The organism is Planotetraspora thailandica (assembly GCF_016863335.1).
GTDB classification, from domain to species: Bacteria; Actinomycetota; Actinomycetes; order Streptosporangiales; family Streptosporangiaceae; genus Planotetraspora; species Planotetraspora thailandica.
On sequence record NZ_BOOR01000064.1, the window covers coordinates 23737 to 40907 of the forward strand.

Sequence of the window (17171 nt, forward strand, 5' to 3'; positions counted from 1 at the left end):
TGAACGGGAAAAAGCACGTGATCGTTCGCAGCAAGACGACGGCTACCGGGGAACTCATGGGCAAGGGGACGCCCGCCGATCGTGCGAGTGAATCCCATGGTTCGCGGATGGCCCCGATTCTCGGCCCCGCCTTCGTCGCGGCCATCGCCTATGTCGATCCGGGCAACGTGGCCACTAATCTCACCGCCGGCGCCACGTACGGCTATCTGCTCGTGTGGGTGGTCGTGGTGGCCAGCCTGGTCGCGATCCTGGTCCAGTTCCAGGCGGCCAAGCTCGGGATGGCCACCGGCAAGAGCCTTCCCCAGCTCTGCCGCGAACGCCTGCCCCGCTGGGGCACCCGCATGTTGTGGGTCCAGGCGGAGGTGGTGGTGCTGGCGACCGACCTCGCCGAGTTCGTCGGCGCGGCCATCGGCATGCGGTTGCTGTTCGGCATGCCCGTCGCGATCTCGGCGGCCCTGACCGCCGTGATCTCCCTGCTGATGTTGGAACTGCGCAGGCAGGGCCGTACCCGACGGTTCGAGCTCATGAGCGCGGCCGCCCTGCTGCTCGTCGGCGCGGGCATGCTGTACGACATCGTCGTGGTGGGGCACCAGTCGGCAGCCGGGCTGGCGGGCGGCCTGCTGCCGGGCCTGGACGGCGCGGGGTCGCTCGTCCTGGCCATGGGCATCGTGGGTGCGACCGTGATGCCGCACGCCGTCTACCTGCACTCGGCGCTGGTCCAGGGCCGGGGGATGAGCACCGACGCGGTGCGGCGCAGCCCCGGGCTCGTGCGCAGGGCTCTGCGGCTCGACTGCGTGCTCGCCCTCGGCGTCGCCACCGTGATCAACGTGTCGATGATCGCTTTCGGCGCCGGCTTCGGCGCGGCGACCGGCGGGGCGTGGACCGGCGACCTGGTCGCCGCGCACGGGGAGCTTGCGGGCAGGATCGGCGGCCTCGCCGCCCTGGCGTTCGCCGTGGCGCTGCTGTCGTCGGGCGTCTCGTCGGCCGGCGTCGGCACGCTCGCCGGAGACGTGGTGATGCAGGGGTTCCTCGGCTGGCGGATCTCCCCGTACCTGCGCAGGGTCCTGACGATGGCGCCGGCCGTGCTGGCGCTGACCCTCGGCGTGCCCCTGACCGGTCTGCTGGTCGCCAGCCAGGTGGTGATCTCGCTCGGCGTGCCGGTGGCCCTGTTCCTGCTCGTCTGGTTCTGCCGGGACAGGTCGCTGATGGGCCCGCTCGTCAACGCCCCGCTGACGACACGCGTCGCGGGTGTGGCGGGCGCGGTGGTCGCAACGCTCGGGGTGAGCCTGCCGTTCACGCTTCTCTTCTGATGATTCCGGGCCAAATGCGCGGAATTTCTCTCTATCGCATCGATTGAAGGATGAGCTCAAATGCCCGACCGCACACAAAGGCAGATTCCGCAGCCGCAACGCGACGGCCAGGGAGGCGTCGACACCGGCCCCCGGAACGTCGAACTCGACATTCAGAACCCGGATCTGCTCACGCCGCCGGTGACCGACCACGGCACCGTCCCGAACATGAAGTTCTCCTTCTCGATGGCGCACACCCGGATCGAGGAGGGCGGCTGGACGCGGGAGGTGACGCAGCGCGAACTGCCGATCGCCACCACGCTGGCCGGGGTCGACATGCACCTCAACCCGGGCGCTTATCGCGAGCTCCACTGGCACAAGGAGGCCGAGTGGGCCTACGTGCTCGAGGGCAGCTGCCGGATCGGCGCGGTCGACCAGGAGGGCCGCAACTTCCTCGACGACGTGCGGCGGGGAGACCTGTGGTTCTTCCCAAAGGGAATCCCGCACTACATCCAGGCGCTCGAGGAGGGCGTGGAGTTCCTGCTGGTCTTCGACGACGGCGCGTTCTCGGAGAACTCCACCTTCATGGCCAGCGACTTCTTCGCGCGCACGCCGAAGAGCGTGCTCGCCAAGAACTTCGGCTGGTCCATGGAGCAGATGGCGAACATGCCGGAGAAGGAGAAGTACATCTTCAAGGGCCAGGTGCCGCCGTCCCTGGAGTCCGACCGGGTGGTCAGCCCCACGGGCGACGTGCCCCGGACGTTCAAGCACGCCATGTTGTCGGAGGCCCCGATCGAGTTCGACGGGGGCAGGGTGCGGATCGTCGACTCGACGTCGTTCACGGCGGCCGACACGATCTGCGCCGCCCTGGTGGAGGTCGACCCGGGCGGCCTGCGCGAGCTGCACTGGCATCCGACCGACGACGAGTGGCAGTACTACATCTCCGGATTCGGCCGTATGGGCGTGTTCGCCAGCTCCGGCCTGGCACGGACGTTCAACTTCCAGGCCGGTGACGTCGGCTATGTGCCGTTCGCCTACGGGCACTACATCGAGAATCTCGGGAAGGAACCGCTCGTGTTCCTGGAGATGTTCCGCAACCCGCGTTTCGAGGACATTTCAGCCACCCAGTGGATGGCCAACCTGCCGCCGCAAGTCAGCGCCGACACGCTCAACGTGCCGCGGTCGATGATCGAGGCGCTGCCGAAGCAGAAGCACAGCGTCGTGCGCTGACCTCTGGATCGGTACAAACAGTCGACGCCAAGATGATCTTGATACATCGGATGTATTTTTGGACGCCACGAATCGTGGCGATCCCGCAAAATCCGCGCAGATCGCAGGCTGTGGCGTCACAAATGCCCAGATTCGTGGGCGGGATGTCACCGCCCTGACATCTCTTGACGGCCAAAGACATCCAATGTTAACTACGCGTAACAGTCTGCAGCTGTGATGGGTGCGACCGGTCGGGCCTTTGCGTCCGTGCCGGTTCGCGCCGGTCGTTCGCTGCGCAGGGGGGCGGTGAGACCGCCACGGCCGGTCGCCGATCACCGGTCGTGGCGGCCGAGCCGTCCCCCTGCCAGGTTTCGCGTCCCCCCGCACCCTTGGCGATCTCGGCGTGGGCGGAGGCACGCGCTCGATCGAGGTACGGCCAGGCGAGGCCGCTGCCTGGAGGTGTCACAGCAGCAGCGAGTAAGGGAGAACATGTCGATGAGGGTGCTGCGGTCCCTTGCCTTGTTATTTCTCGCCGGTTCCCTGGCGGCGGGCGGCCTGGCCGCGCCCGCGCAGGCCTCGACCACGGATTCGGCCTTCGACCAGACCGCGGGAGCGCTCAAGGTCGACTACGCCGGCTACATGTCCAAGCACGACATCGTCTACAACCGCCCCAACACCAACCCGCTCTATGGGCTGACCGTCGGCAACGGCCGTACCGGCGCCATGGTGTGGAACCAGAACGGGCTGACGATGCAGGTGTCGGGTGTCGACCTGTCGGAGCAGTCGGCCTACGCCGCCGGATTGGCCAACCTGTACACGACCCCCGCGATGGACAGCGGGTATTCGACCTACCAGCAGCGCCTCTCCCTTTATGACGGGACGCTGACCACCAAGTACGACTCCAACCGCACCGTCACCATCATGGGCTCGCCCAACTCCGAGGTGATGGGCATCCACGTGGACGACACCCGCGGCGGAGTCTCCAACGTCGCCTTCGACCTCAGCATGTGGGACCCGGCGACCGTCACCAACATGGCCGACGTGCCGGATCTGAACACCTGGAAGACCATTTCCACGTTCTCCGACGCCAACGTGGCCGGCTTCAGCCGCGGCCAGACCGACGCGAACGGCTTCGGCTACTCGATGGCGGCCACCGTGGAGGGCGCGAACTTCACCACCCAGGTCGTCGACGGGCGGAAGGTGCGGCTGAACATCACGCCGACCTCCAGCTACACGATCTGGCTCACGGCGGCGAGCAGGATCAACGCTCCGAACCGCGACTCGGTCACCCAGGCCCGCAACCAGCTGTCCTCGGTCAAGGCCACGGGCTACGCCACGACGTTCACCAACTACAAGAACTTCTGGCACGCGTTCTGGAACAAGTCGTTCGTCCAGTACTCCAACGGGTCCAAGGACGCCGACTACATGGAGAACGTCTACTACCTGAGCACGTACATGATCGCCGCGGCGGGCTTCGGCAACTACCCCGCGCACTTCATCAACGGCGTCTTCCGTGCCACCCAGGACCAGAGCAAGTGGAGCAACGCGTACTGGTACTGGAACCAGCGCGACGTGTACCTCTCCTTCCTCGCCTCCAACCACCCGGACCTGACCGACCGGCACAACAACCTCTACAGCCGCAACTACAACGCGCTGAAGGCGTACACGCAGACGAGGTACGGCGTGGACGGGCTGTGGGTGCCGGAGACCATGGGCTGGGACGGCAACGCGCGCGGCACGACCGGCAGCGACTACACCAAGAACATCCTGTCGACCGGCTACGAGGCCGCCTACAGCATGTACATGCGGTACCGCTACACCAACGACGCCACCTACCTGCAGAACGTCGCCTACCCGTTCATGCGGGAGACCGCGAAGTTCTACTCGGCCATGTTGTCCTACGACAGCGCGACCAACACGTACTACATGGCCAACTCCAACTCGCACGAGACGTACTGGAACGTCAAGAACGCGATCACCGACCTGGCGGCCGTGCGCAGCATCTTCCCGCTGACCATTCAGGTCAGCCAGCAGCTCGGCGTCGACGCGGGGCTCCGGTCGACCTGGCAGAACGTGCTCGACCACCTCACGCCGTACGTCGTGTCGAACGGCGCCTACCAGCCGCACCAGCCGCCGATCTCGCAGACGCGCAACGGCGAGAACGTCTCGTCGGAGCTGATCTGGCCGTACGACCTGACCGGCATCGGCTCCTCCGACTACCAGACCGCGCTGAACACCTGGAACCAGCGGCCGTTCCCGTACGGCAACGTGTGGGCCAACGACGCCGTCCAGGCCGCCCGGCTGGGCCTCGGCGACCAGGCGTACAACGGCATGAAGACGATGCTGCAGAAGTACCAGAACTACCCGAACGGCATGACCAACAACACCAACGGCGTCTTCGAGTACCTCGGCGTGCACCTGACGGCGATGAACGAGACGCTGCTGCAGAGCTACAACGACAAGATCCGCGTGTTCCCCGCCGTGCCGTCCGACTCGTCGTTCGTCGGGAAGTTCACCCTGCTGGCCAAGGACGGCTTCCTCGTCAGCTCCGAGCGCGAGGCAGGCGAGATCAAGTACGTCGGGCTCAAGAGCCAGTACGGCAAGCAGGCGACGGTGGTCAACCCGTGGGGCACCCAGCAGGTCCGCGTGCGCAGGGCGTCCGACAACGCGATCATCACCACCAGCTCGAACGGTGAGATCACGTTCCCGACCGCGGCCAACACGGTCTACGTCGTCGAGCGCACGGCCAAGCCGCTGAGCAGCTACACCTCGACCACGCTGACCGGCACGGCCAACCAGGGCGTCAAGACCCTGAGCGGCACCGCCTCGGCCCTCGGCACGGCCCCGCAGACGGGCAACTCGCTGATCAACGACACCGAGCTGACCTACGACGCGAACTGGTACCAGACGACGGCCCGCGGCTACGGCGACTACAACGACGACACCCACCACACCAACACCGTGGGCGCCACCGCCACCTACACCTTCACCGGAACCGGCATCGACTACCTGTCCGAGCGCAACGGCGACATGGGCAACGTCGACGTCTACATCGACAACGTCTTCCAGACCAACGTCAACCTGAACGTGTCCGGCGGACGCCAGGTGCAGCAGGTCGTGTACAGCAAGACCGGGCTGTCCAACGGACAGCACACCCTGAAGATCGTCAACAAGTCGACGGCCGTCGGCATGGTCGACGCCGTGCGGGTGACCACCGGGTCCTCCGGCGCCGGGACGGTCAGCCTGCGGTCCCGGGCCAACAACCTGTACGTCACCGCGCCCACCGGCTCGTCGCTGATCGCGAGCGCGACGGCCATCGGCACGAACGAGCAGTTCGACCGCGTCAACCTGGGCAACGGCAACATCGCGCTGAAGGCCAGGAGCAACAGCCAGTTCGTGACGGCGGAGAACGCCGGGGCGGCGGCGCTGATCGCCAACCGGCCGACGGCCGGCTCGTGGGAGACCTTCCAGCTGATCAACAACCCGGACGGCTCCGTCAGCCTCAGGGCGGGGGTGAACAGCAAGTACGTCTGCGCGGAGGGCGCGGGCGCGCAGCCGCTGATCGCCAACAGGGACGCGATCGGCCCGTGGGAGTCGTTCGACCTCATCACCAACTAAGCCATCTCCTCACCCCCCCACATCGGGCCCGGCGGGTCGGCTGACCCGCCGGGCTCCGGTGTTCACAGAACAAGACCGGCGGCCGCCTTCGTGACCGCCCTGACCCCGATGGTCGTGACCATGCCAGCCACCAACCCCGTTCCCTGGACCGGCACCTGGTCCGCCTCGCCCCAGGACGGCGGGCAGAGCTTCACCGATCAGACCGTCCGCCAGATCGTGCACACCAGCATCGGCGGCACCTCGGTCCGCATCCACCTGTCCAACGCCTTCGGCACCCGGCCGGTCGTCATCGACGACGTGCACGTGGCCCGCCGTACGAGCGGATCCGGCGTCGATCCCGCCACCGACACGGTGGTGACCTTCGGCGGGCGGCGCTCGGTCACCGTCCCCGCAGGCGGGCTGGCGGTCAGCGACGCCGCCGGCATCACCGTTTCCGCGCGGTCGGATCTCGCCGTCAGCCTCCATCTGCCGGAGCCGACCGGGCCCTCGACCTTGCACCAGACCTCGACGCAGACGAACTACATCGCTTCCGGCGACGTCAGCGGCGACGCCACCCTCTCCGGGGCTCAGGAGGCCGGCAGCTACTTCTTCCTGGCCAACGTCGACGTGCGGAACGCCTCCTCGCAGGGGACGGTCGTCACGCTCGGTGCGTCGATCACGGACGGGGTCGGCTCCAGCCTCGACGCCAACCGGCGCTGGCCCAACCGGCTGGCCTCCCGCCTGGCCACCTCCGGCCGGGTGGTCGGCGTGCTCAACCAGGGCATCAGCGGCAACCGCCTGCTGGCCGACGGGGCGGGGCAGAGCGCGGCCGACCGGTTCGAGCGCGACGTGCTGAGCCAGCCGGGCGTCCGCTGGGTGATCTTCTCCGACGACCCGATCAACGATCTGGCCTCGTCCGATCCGCCGCCCACGGCGTCGCAGCTGATCGCCGCGACTCGCGAGCTCATCTCCCGCGCCCACGCCAGGCAAATCATGTTCATCTGCTCGACGCTGACGCCGTTTCGCGGCTTCGACGCCTGGTCGCAGGAGACGGAGGACGCCAGGGTCGCGTACAACGAGTTCGTGCGCGAAGGAGGCGACTGCGACGCCGTACTCGACCTGGACCTCGCGACCCGGGACCCCGGCAACCCGCAGATGTTCCTGCCGGCCTACGACACGGGCGACCACCTGCATCCGAACGAGGCCGGCCTGCGGGCCATCGCCGACGCCGTCGACCTCGGCTGGTTCGACCGACGGTGGTGAACTGTCACCAGGGATCGGTGCCGAGGGAGGCCATCACCTCGGCCGCCGTGCCGTAGACCGCCATCTCCGCGGTGAGCCCGAGGGCGTCGAAGACCTTTTTCACCCGAGGCGACAGGCCGCAGACCGCCACCCGGTCCCCCCGGCCCAACTCGACGTAGGTGTCGAAGATGATCTGCAGTCCGGTGCTGTCGACGAAGTCGAGACGGGTGAGGTCGAAGAGCAGCCGGGGCGTCGGATGGGCGAGGGCGGCCTGGACCTCCTCACGCAGTCGCGGCTCCGTCGCGATGTCCAGTTCTCCGCAGACGTGGATGACGGTGAACGGAGGCCGGCGCTCGGTCGAGACGCGAAATTCCTGCATTCTGCTCACCTCCGTCGCGTCGCGGAGTGATGCCCCCTGAGACAGAAGCCTAGGTCGGCCTGTTCTGAGGGTCGGGCGGGGGTGGTCTCCGTCACATTGCTCGGTTCTTCGCTCCTTTCACTCTGGTGACATGCGGCACGTCGGTTGACGCGATCGGGAGGAAAAGGTACGTTCCGGTAGGTTTTGCGGTTGTCCAAGGGAAATCCGGTGAGATTCCGGTGCGGACGCGCCACTGTGACCAGGACGGTGATCCTGGGAGCCAGGTCGCTTGGCTGCCGCGGCCTCATGCCGTGGGACGCGTCATCCCTGAGGAGGATCCGCCGTGCGTGACCGTGCCGTTCCCCCCGGGCTGACGGCGCCCGCTTTCCCGCGGACCGCCGTGCCGACCCGGAAGGCCACCCCTTGAACGTCACCTATCCGTTCAGCGCCGTCGTCGGCCTCGACGACCTCAAGCTGGCCCTGGTGCTCAACGCCGTATCACCCCGGGTAGGCGGTGTGCTCGTGCGCGGGGAGAAGGGCACCGCGAAGTCGACCATCGTGCGCGCGCTGGCCGCGCAGCTGCCGCAGGTCGCCGTGGTCGCCGGCTGCCGGTTCGCCTGCGACCCCGACGCTCCCGACCCCGGCTGCCCCGACGGGCCGCACGAGCCGGACGCCCAGCGCACGCAGCGGTCCGCCGCCCTGGTCGAGCTGCCCGTCGGAGCGTCGGAGGACCGGCTCGTCGGCTCGCTCGACCTGGAGCGGGCGCTGGTCGAGGGGGTGAAGGCCTTCGAGCCTGGCCTGCTCGCGGCGGCCCACCGCGGCGTGCTCTATGTGGACGAGGTCAACCTCCTCCATGATCATCTGGTCGACCTGCTGCTCGACGCGGCCGCCCTCGGCACCTGCTATGTCGAACGGGAATCGGTCTCCGTACGGCACGCCGCCAGGTTTCTGCTGGTCGGCACCATGAATCCCGAGGAGGGCGAGCTCCGGCCGCAACTTCTCGACCGATTCGGGCTGACGGTCGAGGTGCGGGCCTCCCGCGACCCGGACGACCGGGCCGAGGTGGTGCGCCGCCGGCTCGCCTTCGACGCCGACCCCGCCGGATTCGCCGCCCGCTGGACCGAGGACGAGGCGGCCCTCGCGGACAGGATCGCGACGGCCAGGGCTCTGCTGCCCGGCGTCCGACTGCCCGACGCCCGTCTGCGCCAAATCGCCACGGTGTGCGCGGGGTTCGAGGTCGACGGCCTGCGGGCCGACCTGGTCACTGCCAACGCCGCCATCGCGCACGCCGCCTGGCAGGGCCGTGACGTGGTCACCACAGAAGACGTGCGTGCGGCGGCCCGGCTGTCGTTGCCCCACCGCCGCCGCCGCGACCCTTTCGACGCGCCGGGCCTGGACGAGTCGCTGCTCGAAGACCTGCTCGAGCGCACATCCCAGGACGACGACCCTCCCAGCCCCCCGGACGACGACCCTTCCGGCGGACCTTCGGGTTCCCCGGACGAGCCGGGCACGCCGCCTCCCGGGCAGCCGTCCGAGGCCGGCCCGGGTGAGGCTTCCGGCCCGGGTGCTTCCGCTCCTTCTTCCGGCGCCGACAGCGGGCCGCAGACGGAGCAGGTGGAACCGTCCGGGCAAGGCGGCGGAGCCGAACAGGTGGCAGCGGCGGCCGAGCCGTACAGGGTGCCGGTGTTGAAGGTGCCGGGGCTGGGCGAGGGCGCGTCGGGCAGGCGGTCGCGGGCGCGCACCCCGCACGGCCGCACAACAGGCTCGCGGCTGCCCGAAGGCCGTGCCGCGTCGGTGCACCTGATGGGGACGCTGCTGGCCGCCGCGCCGTACCAGCGGGAACGCGGCAGGACCGGGCCCGGACTGCTGATCCGCGAGGGCGATCTGCGTGAGGCGGTCCGCGAGGGCCGCGAGGGCAACCTGGTGTTGTTCGTCGTCGACGCCAGCGGCTCCATGGCGGCCCGCAAGCGCATGACGGTGGTGAAGACCGCCGTGCTGAGCCTCCTGCTGGACGCCTACCAGCGGCGGGACAAGATCGGGCTCGTCACGTTCCGGGGCTCGGCGGCCCAGGTGGCGTTGCCGCCGACCTCGTCGGTCGAGGCGGGCGCCGCCCGGCTGCGCTCCCTGCCGACCGGTGGCCGCACACCCCTCGCGGAAGGACTGGCCCGCGCCGCCGACGTGCTGCGGGTCGAGCGCCTGCGCGACCCCGCCCGCCGGCCCCTGCTGGTGCTCGTCACCGACGGGCGCGCGACGGCCGGAGGCGACGTCGACCGGGCCGCCGCGCTGCTGCGCGGCGTGACGAGCGTGGTCGTCGACTGCGAGACCGGCCCGGTACGGCTCGGCCTTGCCGTACGGCTGGCGGGTCTGATGGGGGCCGAGGCGGTCGCCCTCGACGCGTTGTCCGACCTCGGTGCACTCGTCCGCGACCACCGCAGCGAGGGTCGCGCGTACAGAAAGGCGGTCTGACATGCCACAGGGCAAGCCGGCCAGCGTTCCCGACGACGGCCTCACCACGCGGCAACGCAGGACGAGGCCGCTGCTGATGGTCCACACCGGGCCGGGGAAGGGCAAGTCGACCGCCGCGTTCGGCATGGCCCTGCGCGCGTGGAACCAGGGCTGGCCGATCGGGGTGTTCCAGTTCGTGAAGTCGGCCAAGTGGCGCATCGGCGAGGAACGCGCCCTCACGGTGCTCGGCGCCAGCGGCGAGGGCGGGCCGGTGACCTGGCACAAGATGGGGGAGGGCTGGTCCTGGATCCAGCGTCCCGGCACGGAGGAGGATCACGCCGCCGACGCCCGGGAGGGTTGGGAACAGATCAAGCGTGACCTGGCCGCCGAGACCTACCGCTTCTATGTGCTCGACGAGTTCACCTACCCCCTCAAATGGGGCTGGCTCGACCTCGACGACGTGCTGGAGGCGCTCGCCTCCCGGCCGGGCACCCAGCACGTCGTGATCACCGGCAGGGACGCCCCCGACCGGCTGATCGAGGCCGCGGACCTGGTGACCGAGATGGGCAAGATCCGCCACCCGATGGACACCGGCCAAAAAGGCCAAAAAGGCATCGAATGGTAAATCCCCCCCACCCCGCCCCGTGGCCCCCACCCCCGTGGCCCTCGCCCGTGGCCCCCGCCCCGTACTCGTGATCATGCAGAAGTTCGCGTGCGACACTCCTGACCTGCGCCGCCGCTTGCCGTGATCATGCAGAAGTTCACTTACGGCACTCCTGGCCTGCGCCGACAATTTTCGTGATCATGCAGAAGTTCGCGTACGGCCAGGCTGGCCTGGGACGATGTATTTCGTGATCATGCACTTCTTCGTGCACTGTGCTTCCGAACAGCGACGACGTCGTACGTGATCATGCACGCGAGTCCTGGATGCATGATCACGTGACTTGTCGCCCCAGGTCGGGCCCCGTTTCTCCGCGAATCTGCATGATCGCGCGAGCTGTTTTCCCAGGTCGGGTCTGCCGTACTCGAAGAACTGCATGATCACGAATCGTGTTGCCGCAGGTCACCGCCGGTTCTGGCGAACTTCTGCATGATCACGGAAATGGTTGGCGCAGGTCAGATGGCCTGCGCCCGAACTTCTGCATGATCACGCCCAAGGGGGTTCATGATCATGCCCAAGGGGGTTCATGATCATGCCCAGGGGGGGCGTGATCACGCCGCCAAGGGGGTGCATGATCACGCGCAAGGGGTTATGCGCCTTGGGTGTCTTCTAGGTCGCCTTCGGTTTTGAGGTAGACCTCTTGGAGGCCGCGCAGGATGTCGGGGTCCGGGTGCTCCCACATGCCCCGGTCGGCCGCCTCCAGCAGACGTTCGGCGATGCCGTGCAGCGCCCACGGGTTCGACTTCGCCATGAACGCCTGGTTCTCGGGGTCGAGCACGTACGTCTCGGTCAGCTTGTCGTACATCCAGTCGGCGATGACGCCGGTCGTGGCGTCGTAGCCGAAGAGGTAGTCGACGGTCGCGGCCAGTTCGAACGCGCCCTTGTAGCCGTGCCGCCGCATCGCGGCCAGCCAGTTGGGGTTGACGACCCTGGCGCGGAAGACGCGTGAGGTCTCCTCCGACAGGGTGCGGGTGCGCACGGCGTCGGGGCGGGTGCTGTCGCCGACGTAGGCGGCCGGGGCGGTCCCCGTGAGCGCGCGCACCGTTGCGATCATGCCGCCGTGGTACTGGAAGTAGTCGTCGGAGTCGGCGATGTCGTGCTCGCGGGTGTCGACGTTCTTCGCGGCGACGGCGATCCGCTTGTAGGCGCTCTCCATGTCGGTCCTGGCGGGCACGCCGTCCAGATCGCGGCCGTAGGCGAAGCCACCCCAGACGGCGTAGACCTCGGCGAGGTCGGCGTCGTCGCGCCAGTTCCTGCTGTCGATGAGGGGCAGCAGCCCGGCCCCGTACGCGCCCGGCGCCGAGCCGAAGATGCGCATGGTGGCCCGCCGGGCGTCCCCGTGGCCCGCCTGGTCGGCGGTGACGTGGGCGCGCACGTAGTTGAGCTCGTCGGGTTCGTCGAGCCCGGCGGCCAGTCGCACGGCGTCGTCGAGCATCGCGACGACGTGCGGGAACGCGTCGCGGAAGAAGCCGCTGATGCGCACGGTGACGTCGATGCGGGGGCGGCCGAGCTCATCCGAGGCGATCGGCTCCAGGTGGGTCACCCGGCGCGACGCTTCGTCCCAGACCGGCCGCACACCGAGCAGGGCGAGCACTTCGGCGACGTCGTCGCCCGCGGTGCGCATCGCGCTGGTTCCCCAGATGGACAACCCGACCGAGCGCGGCCAGTCGCCCGTGTCGGCCTTGTAACGCTCGAGCAGCGAGTCGGCCATCGCCTGCCCGGTCTCCCAGGCCAGCCTGCTCGGCACGGCCCGCGGGTCGACGGAGTAGAAGTTACGGCCGGTCGGCAGCACGTTGATGAGCCCGCGCAGCGGTGAGCCGCTCGGCCCGGCAGGAACGTAGCCGCCGTCGAGGGCGTGGAGCAGATGGTCGATCTCGTCGGTGGTGCGGGCCAGCCGGGGCACCACTTCGGTGGCGGCGAAGGTCAGGATCCGTGCGACGAGCGCGCGCCTGTCGCCGGGGATCGTCTCCACGACGCCGCCGACCGCGCCGGGGTCCCAGCCGCGATCCTCCATCGCCTCGATCAGGGCCCGCGCCGTCGCCTCCGCCTGGTCGACGCTCGCCAGCGCGGCGCTGCCGTCCTCGGCGAGCCCCAGCGCCTCCCGCAGGCCGGGCAGCGTCTCCTTGCCGGCCCACATCTGCCGGGCGCGCAGCATCGCGAGCACCAGGTCGACGCGGACCTTGCCGGTGGGCGCCTCACCCAGCACGTGCAGCCCGTCGCGGATCTGGGCGTCCTTGACCTCGCACAACCAGCCGTCGACGTGCAGCAGGAAGTCGTCGAACTCGGTGTCGTGCGGCCGGTTGTCCAGCCCGAGGTCGTGGTCGAGCTTGGCCGCCTGGATCAGCGTCCAGATCTGCGCCCTGATCGCGGGCAGCTTCGCCGGGTCCATGGCGGCGATCGTGGCGTGCTCGTCCAGCAACTGCTCCAGCCGGGCGATGTCGCCGTAGGTGTCCGCGCGGGCCATCGGCGGCACCATGTGGTCGACCAGTACGGCATGCGTGCGCCGCTTGGCCTGGGTGCCCTCACCGGGGTCGTTGACGAGGAACGGGTAGACCAGCGGCAGGTCGCCGAGCGCCGCGTCGGGACCGCATGCGGCCGACATGCCGGCCGACTTGCCCGGCAGCCATTCCAGGTTGCCGTGCTTGCCGACGTGCACCATGGCGTGCGCGCCGAAGTCGGCGGCCAGCCAGCGGTAGGCGGCCAGGTAGTGGTGGCTGGGCGGCAGGTCGGGATCGTGATAGATGGCGATCGGGTTCTCCCCGAAGCCCCGCGGCGGCTGGACCATCACGACGAGGTTCCCGGCGCGCAGCGCGGCCAGCACGATCTCGCCGTCGGGGTCGTGTGACCGGTCCACGAACAGCTCGCCCGGCGGCGGCCCCCAGTGGCGCTCCATCGCCGTACGCAGGTCTTCGGGCAGCGTGGCGTACCACTCGCGGTAGGACGCGGCCGAGATGCGCACCGGATTGCCCGAGAGCTGCTCCTCGGTCAGCCAGTCCTGATCCTGGCCGCCCGCGGCGATGAGGGCGTGGATGAGCGCGTCGCCGTCCTGATCCGCCATGCCGGGCAGGCCCTCGCCCAGGTCGTAGCCCGCCTCGGCGAGCCTGGCGAGCAACCTGACCGTGCTGGCCGGGGTGTCCAGGCCGACCGCGTTGCCGACCCGTGAGTGCTTGGTCGGATACGCCGACAGCATGACCACCAGCCGCCGTTCGGCGGGCGGGGTGTGCCGCAGCAAGCCATGCCGTACGGCGATCCCGGCGACGCGGGATGCCCGTTCGGGGTCGGCGACGTAGACGGTGAGCCCGTCGGGGTCGATCTCCTTGAACGAGAACGGCACCGTGATGATGCGGCCGTCGAACTCCGGGATGGCCACCTGCGAGGCCGCGTCGAGCGGGGACAGGCCGTCGTCGTTCTCGTCCCAGGCCTGCCTGCTGGTCGTGAGGCACAGGCCCTGCAGGATCGGCACGTCGAGGTCGGCGAGCGCGCCCACGTCCCACGCCTCGTCGTCGCCGCCCGCGGACGCGGTGGCCGGGCGCGATCCGCCGGCCGCGAGCACGGTGACGACCAGCGCGTCGGCCGCGCGGAGGGTGTCGAACAGCTCCGGCTCGGCCGTGCGCAGGGACGAACAGAAGATCGGCAGCGCCTGGCCGCCCGCGTCCTCGATCGCCTGGCTGAGCGTCTCGACGAACCCGGTGTTGCCCGCCATGTGATGCGCCCGGTAGTAGAGCACGCCGACGACGGGACCTTCCGTACGGCGGGGCGTGCGCTCCAGGCGGCCCCAGGTGGGGGTGGCCGCGGGCGGCGCGAATCCGTGCCCGGTGAGCAGCACGGTGTCCGACAGGAACTTGTGCAGCTCGGTCAGGTTGGCGGGGCCGCCGTGCGCGAGGTAGGCGTGGGCCTCCGCGCAGGTGCCGCCGCTGACCGTGGACAGCTCCATCAGCTCGGCGTCGGGCGCCTGCTCGCCGCCGAGCACGACCACCGGACGCGGGCCCGCGAGCAGCGCGTCGAGCCCCTCTTCCCAGGCCCTGCGCCCGCCGAGCAGCCGTACGACCACCACGTCGGTGCCCTCCACCAGGGCGGGCAGGTCGTCGGCGGTCAGCCGTGCGGGGTTGCCCAGACGGTAGGGCGCGTCGCTGGCCCTGGCGCTGAGCAGGTCGGTGTCGGAGGTGGACAGCAGCAGGACGGTCGCGGTGTCGGACGGCGTCGGGCGCACGGGGGTTCCTCCCTCGGGGTCCTCGCCCCGGTCGTGGGTGTCGCGGCGGCAGGAGTCTCCTGGCTCCCAGATCGACGCTCACCCCGGCCTTCCCGTCCGTTGCCGGACCGTGGCCCGTGATGGGGGTCACTCCCTGGTCACAGTGGCGGGACCGCGCCGGTGTTCCACCGGCTTCCTCCCTGTGCCGTCGCTTACCGATGAGACTACGGCAGCCCTATGCAATGCAATAACTGGCGTTAGCATCCTCTTCGTGGCGATAGCCGACTTTTCCGGACGCGCGCACCCTGACGCCTGTCCGGGGGCGCTACAGGTGCATACCGCCGCCGACGGCGGACTCGCCCGCATCCGCGTTCCCGGCGGCGCTCTCACCCCCTCACAGCTGCACGAACTGGCGGCCTGTGCCGCCGAGCTGGGCGCGGGGGTCGTCGAGCTGACCTCCCGGGCCAACGTGCAGGTGCGCGGGCTGGGGTCGCCGGAGACCTTCGCGACCCGGATGGCAGCGGCAGGCCTTCTCCCGTCCGACACCCACGAACGGGTGCGCAACATCGTCGCCTCCCCGCTGTCGGGGCGCGTGCACACGAGCCTGATCGACGTGCGCCCGCTGGTCGAGGCCCTCGACTCGGCGCTGTGCGCCCGGCCCCGGCTCGCCGGCCTGTCGGGACGCTTTCTGTTCGCGCTGGACGACGGCACGGGCGACGTCGCCGGGCTCGGCGCCGACGTCACGCTCCTGGCCCGATCCCGTACGGCATGGGCCGTCCTGCTCGCAGGCGTCGAGGCCGGGATCGTCCAGGCGCTTGACGACGCGGTCGGCGTCATGCTGGCCGCCGCGGAGGCGTTCCTGGACGAACTGGCCGTGCCGGAAGAGGTGGCCGGGCCTGGTTCGGCATGGCGGATCGCCGAGCTGGAGAACGGGCCCGCCCGTGTCGCCGCCCGGCTGCGCCCCGGCGACCCGGCTGTCGCTGACGGAACCACCCGTAATGCGGGCGGCACGCCCCGGCCCGGCACACACGATCAGACCGACGGGCGGGTGGCGCTGGAGGTCGTGGTGCCGCTCGGTCGGCTGTCGGCCGCTCAGGCACACCTCCTCGCCGAGGCGGCGCGGGAAACGCAGGGGGAGACCCGGCTCACGCCATGGCGGACGGTCATCGTGCCGGACCTGGCCCCGGCGTCGGCCGCCCGCTGGGCGCGGGCCGTCACCGAGGCCGGGCTCGTCGCCGATCCGTCCTCGCCCTGGGCCGGGGTGAGCGCCTGCACAGGACGGCCCGGTTGCGCGAAGTCACTGGCCGACGTGCAGGCGGACGCCACCCGCGCCGTCACACAGGCCTCCACCCAGGCGGCTCACCTGCTGCCCGTCCACTGGGCGGGATGCGAACGCCGTTGCGGCCGGCCACGCGGCACAGTCGTCGAGGTGGTGGCCACGGGCCACGGATACCGAATCGAGCTGGACGGCGACCGCCGTACCGGTTCCGACGTGGACGAGACGGCCGCCGCCGTCGCCGCGTTCAGGACGTCCACGCCTGAAGCCAGAGGGGAAAAGTGACCGACTACGTACGGGACGGCGCCGAGATCTACAGGCGCTCGTTCGCCACGATCAGGGCCGAGACCGATCTCAGCCGCATGCCCGCCGACGTGGCCCAGGTGGCGGTGCGGATGGTGCACGCCTGCGGCATGACCGACCTGGTCGACGACCTCGCCTGGTCGCCCGGCGTCGTCGCCCGCGCCCGCGAGGCGCTGCGGGGCGGCGCACCGATCCTGTGCGACGCGCAGATGGTCGCCTCCGGAGTCACGCGGCGGCGGCTTCCCGCCGACAACGCGGTGGTGTGCACGCTCGGCGACCCGGAGGTGCCCGGCCTCGCGGAACGGCTCGGCACCACCCGCAGCGCGGCGGCGCTGGACTTGTGGGGCGATCGGCTGGGCGGAGCGGTCGTGGCGATCGGCAACGCGCCGACCGCGTTGTTCCGCCTGCTCGAACTAGTGGAAGCCGGTGCGCCGCGCCCGGCAGCCGTGCTCGGCATCCCGGTGGGCTTCATCGGCGCGGCCGAGTCGAAGCAGGCGCTGGCGGAAAGCGACCTGGAGTTTCTGGTGGTGCACGGCCGCAGGGGCGGCAGCGCGATGGTGGCGGCGGCGGTCAACGCCATCGCAAGTGAGCGGGAGTGACGC

General features: G+C 69.9%; 10 protein-coding genes and 2 riboswitches. Of the genes, 8 read left to right on the forward strand and 2 right to left on the reverse strand.

From position 1 onward, the window contains the following. Positions 1 to 107 precede the first annotated feature (107 nt). The 4 genes from Pth03_RS33700 (at position 108) to Pth03_RS33715 (ending at position 7358) form a co-directional block, all read left to right on the forward strand. On the forward strand, positions 108 to 1310 hold the full coding sequence (locus Pth03_RS33700) for an Nramp family divalent metal transporter (protein WP_203948511.1): 1203 nt from the start codon (positions 108 to 110) through the stop codon (positions 1308 to 1310). Between the two features lie 60 nt (positions 1311 to 1370). Further along, positions 1371 to 2519: an oxalate decarboxylase family bicupin gene (locus tag Pth03_RS33705; RefSeq protein WP_203948512.1), complete on the forward strand. Its 1149-nt coding sequence runs from the start codon at positions 1371 to 1373 to the stop codon at positions 2517 to 2519. A gap of 474 nt (positions 2520 to 2993) precedes the next feature. Then, entirely contained in the window at positions 2994 to 6116 is a 3123-nt protein-coding gene (locus Pth03_RS33710) for a fascin domain-containing protein (RefSeq protein WP_203948513.1), read from the forward strand. A 120-nt stretch (positions 6117 to 6236) separates the two neighbouring features. Further along, entirely contained in the window at positions 6237 to 7358 is a 1122-nt protein-coding gene (locus tag Pth03_RS33715; protein WP_203948514.1) for an SGNH/GDSL hydrolase family protein, read from the forward strand. A 4-nt stretch (positions 7359 to 7362) separates the two neighbouring features. On the opposite strand, the gene Pth03_RS33720 is transcribed toward Pth03_RS33715, so the two are convergent. After that, on the reverse strand, positions 7363 to 7716 hold the full coding sequence (locus Pth03_RS33720) for an STAS domain-containing protein (RefSeq protein ID WP_203948515.1): 354 nt from the start codon (positions 7714 to 7716) through the stop codon (positions 7363 to 7365). A 161-nt stretch (positions 7717 to 7877) separates the two neighbouring features. Beyond that, positions 7878 to 8006, forward strand: a riboswitch (cobalamin riboswitch). A gap of 112 nt (positions 8007 to 8118) precedes the next feature. Here Pth03_RS33720 and Pth03_RS33725 point away from each other — a divergent pair. After that, positions 8119 to 10161: a putative cobaltochelatase gene (locus tag Pth03_RS33725; RefSeq protein ID WP_203948516.1), complete on the forward strand. Its 2043-nt coding sequence runs from the start codon at positions 8119 to 8121 to the stop codon at positions 10159 to 10161. A 1-nt stretch (position 10162) separates the two neighbouring features. After that, entirely contained in the window at positions 10163 to 10765 is a 603-nt protein-coding gene (gene cobO / locus Pth03_RS33730) for a cob(I)yrinic acid a,c-diamide adenosyltransferase (protein ID WP_203948517.1), read from the forward strand. 625 nt (positions 10766 to 11390) lie between these two features. Here cobO and cobN read toward each other — a convergent pair. Further along, positions 11391 to 15011: a cobaltochelatase subunit CobN gene (cobN, locus tag Pth03_RS33735; protein ID WP_203948518.1), complete on the reverse strand. Its 3621-nt coding sequence runs from the start codon at positions 15009 to 15011 to the stop codon at positions 11391 to 11393. Positions 15012 to 15044: 33 nt separating this feature from the next. Next, positions 15045 to 15234: riboswitch (cobalamin riboswitch) on the reverse strand. Positions 15235 to 15261: 27 nt separating this feature from the next. Here cobN and cobG point away from each other — a divergent pair. Further along, entirely contained in the window at positions 15262 to 16551 is a 1290-nt protein-coding gene (gene cobG, locus Pth03_RS33740) for a precorrin-3B synthase (RefSeq protein ID WP_203948519.1), read from the forward strand. Further along, a complete protein-coding gene (locus Pth03_RS33745; RefSeq protein ID WP_203948520.1) occupies positions 16548 to 17168 on the forward strand; it encodes a precorrin-8X methylmutase in 621 nt (206 codons plus the stop codon). Before cobG ends, Pth03_RS33745 begins: the two co-directional genes overlap by 4 nt. Positions 17169 to 17171 lie beyond the last annotated feature (3 nt).

Coding starts and splice junctions, on each gene's coding strand:
- Pth03_RS33705 (WP_203948512.1), top strand. CDS start 1,371: ATGCCCGACCGCACACAAAGGCAGATTCCGCAGCCGCAACGCGACGGC.
- Pth03_RS33710 (WP_203948513.1), top strand. CDS start 2,994: ATGAGGGTGCTGCGGTCCCTTGCCTTGTTATTTCTCGCCGGTTCCCTG.
- Pth03_RS33720 (WP_203948515.1), bottom strand. CDS start 7,716: ATGCAGGAATTTCGCGTCTCGACCGAGCGCCGGCCTCCGTTCACCGTC.
- cobO (WP_203948517.1), top strand. CDS start 10,163: ATGCCACAGGGCAAGCCGGCCAGCGTTCCCGACGACGGCCTCACCACG.
- Pth03_RS33715 (WP_203948514.1), top strand. CDS start 6,237: ATGCCAGCCACCAACCCCGTTCCCTGGACCGGCACCTGGTCCGCCTCG.
- Pth03_RS33700 (WP_203948511.1), top strand. CDS start 108: ATGGCCCCGATTCTCGGCCCCGCCTTCGTCGCGGCCATCGCCTATGTC.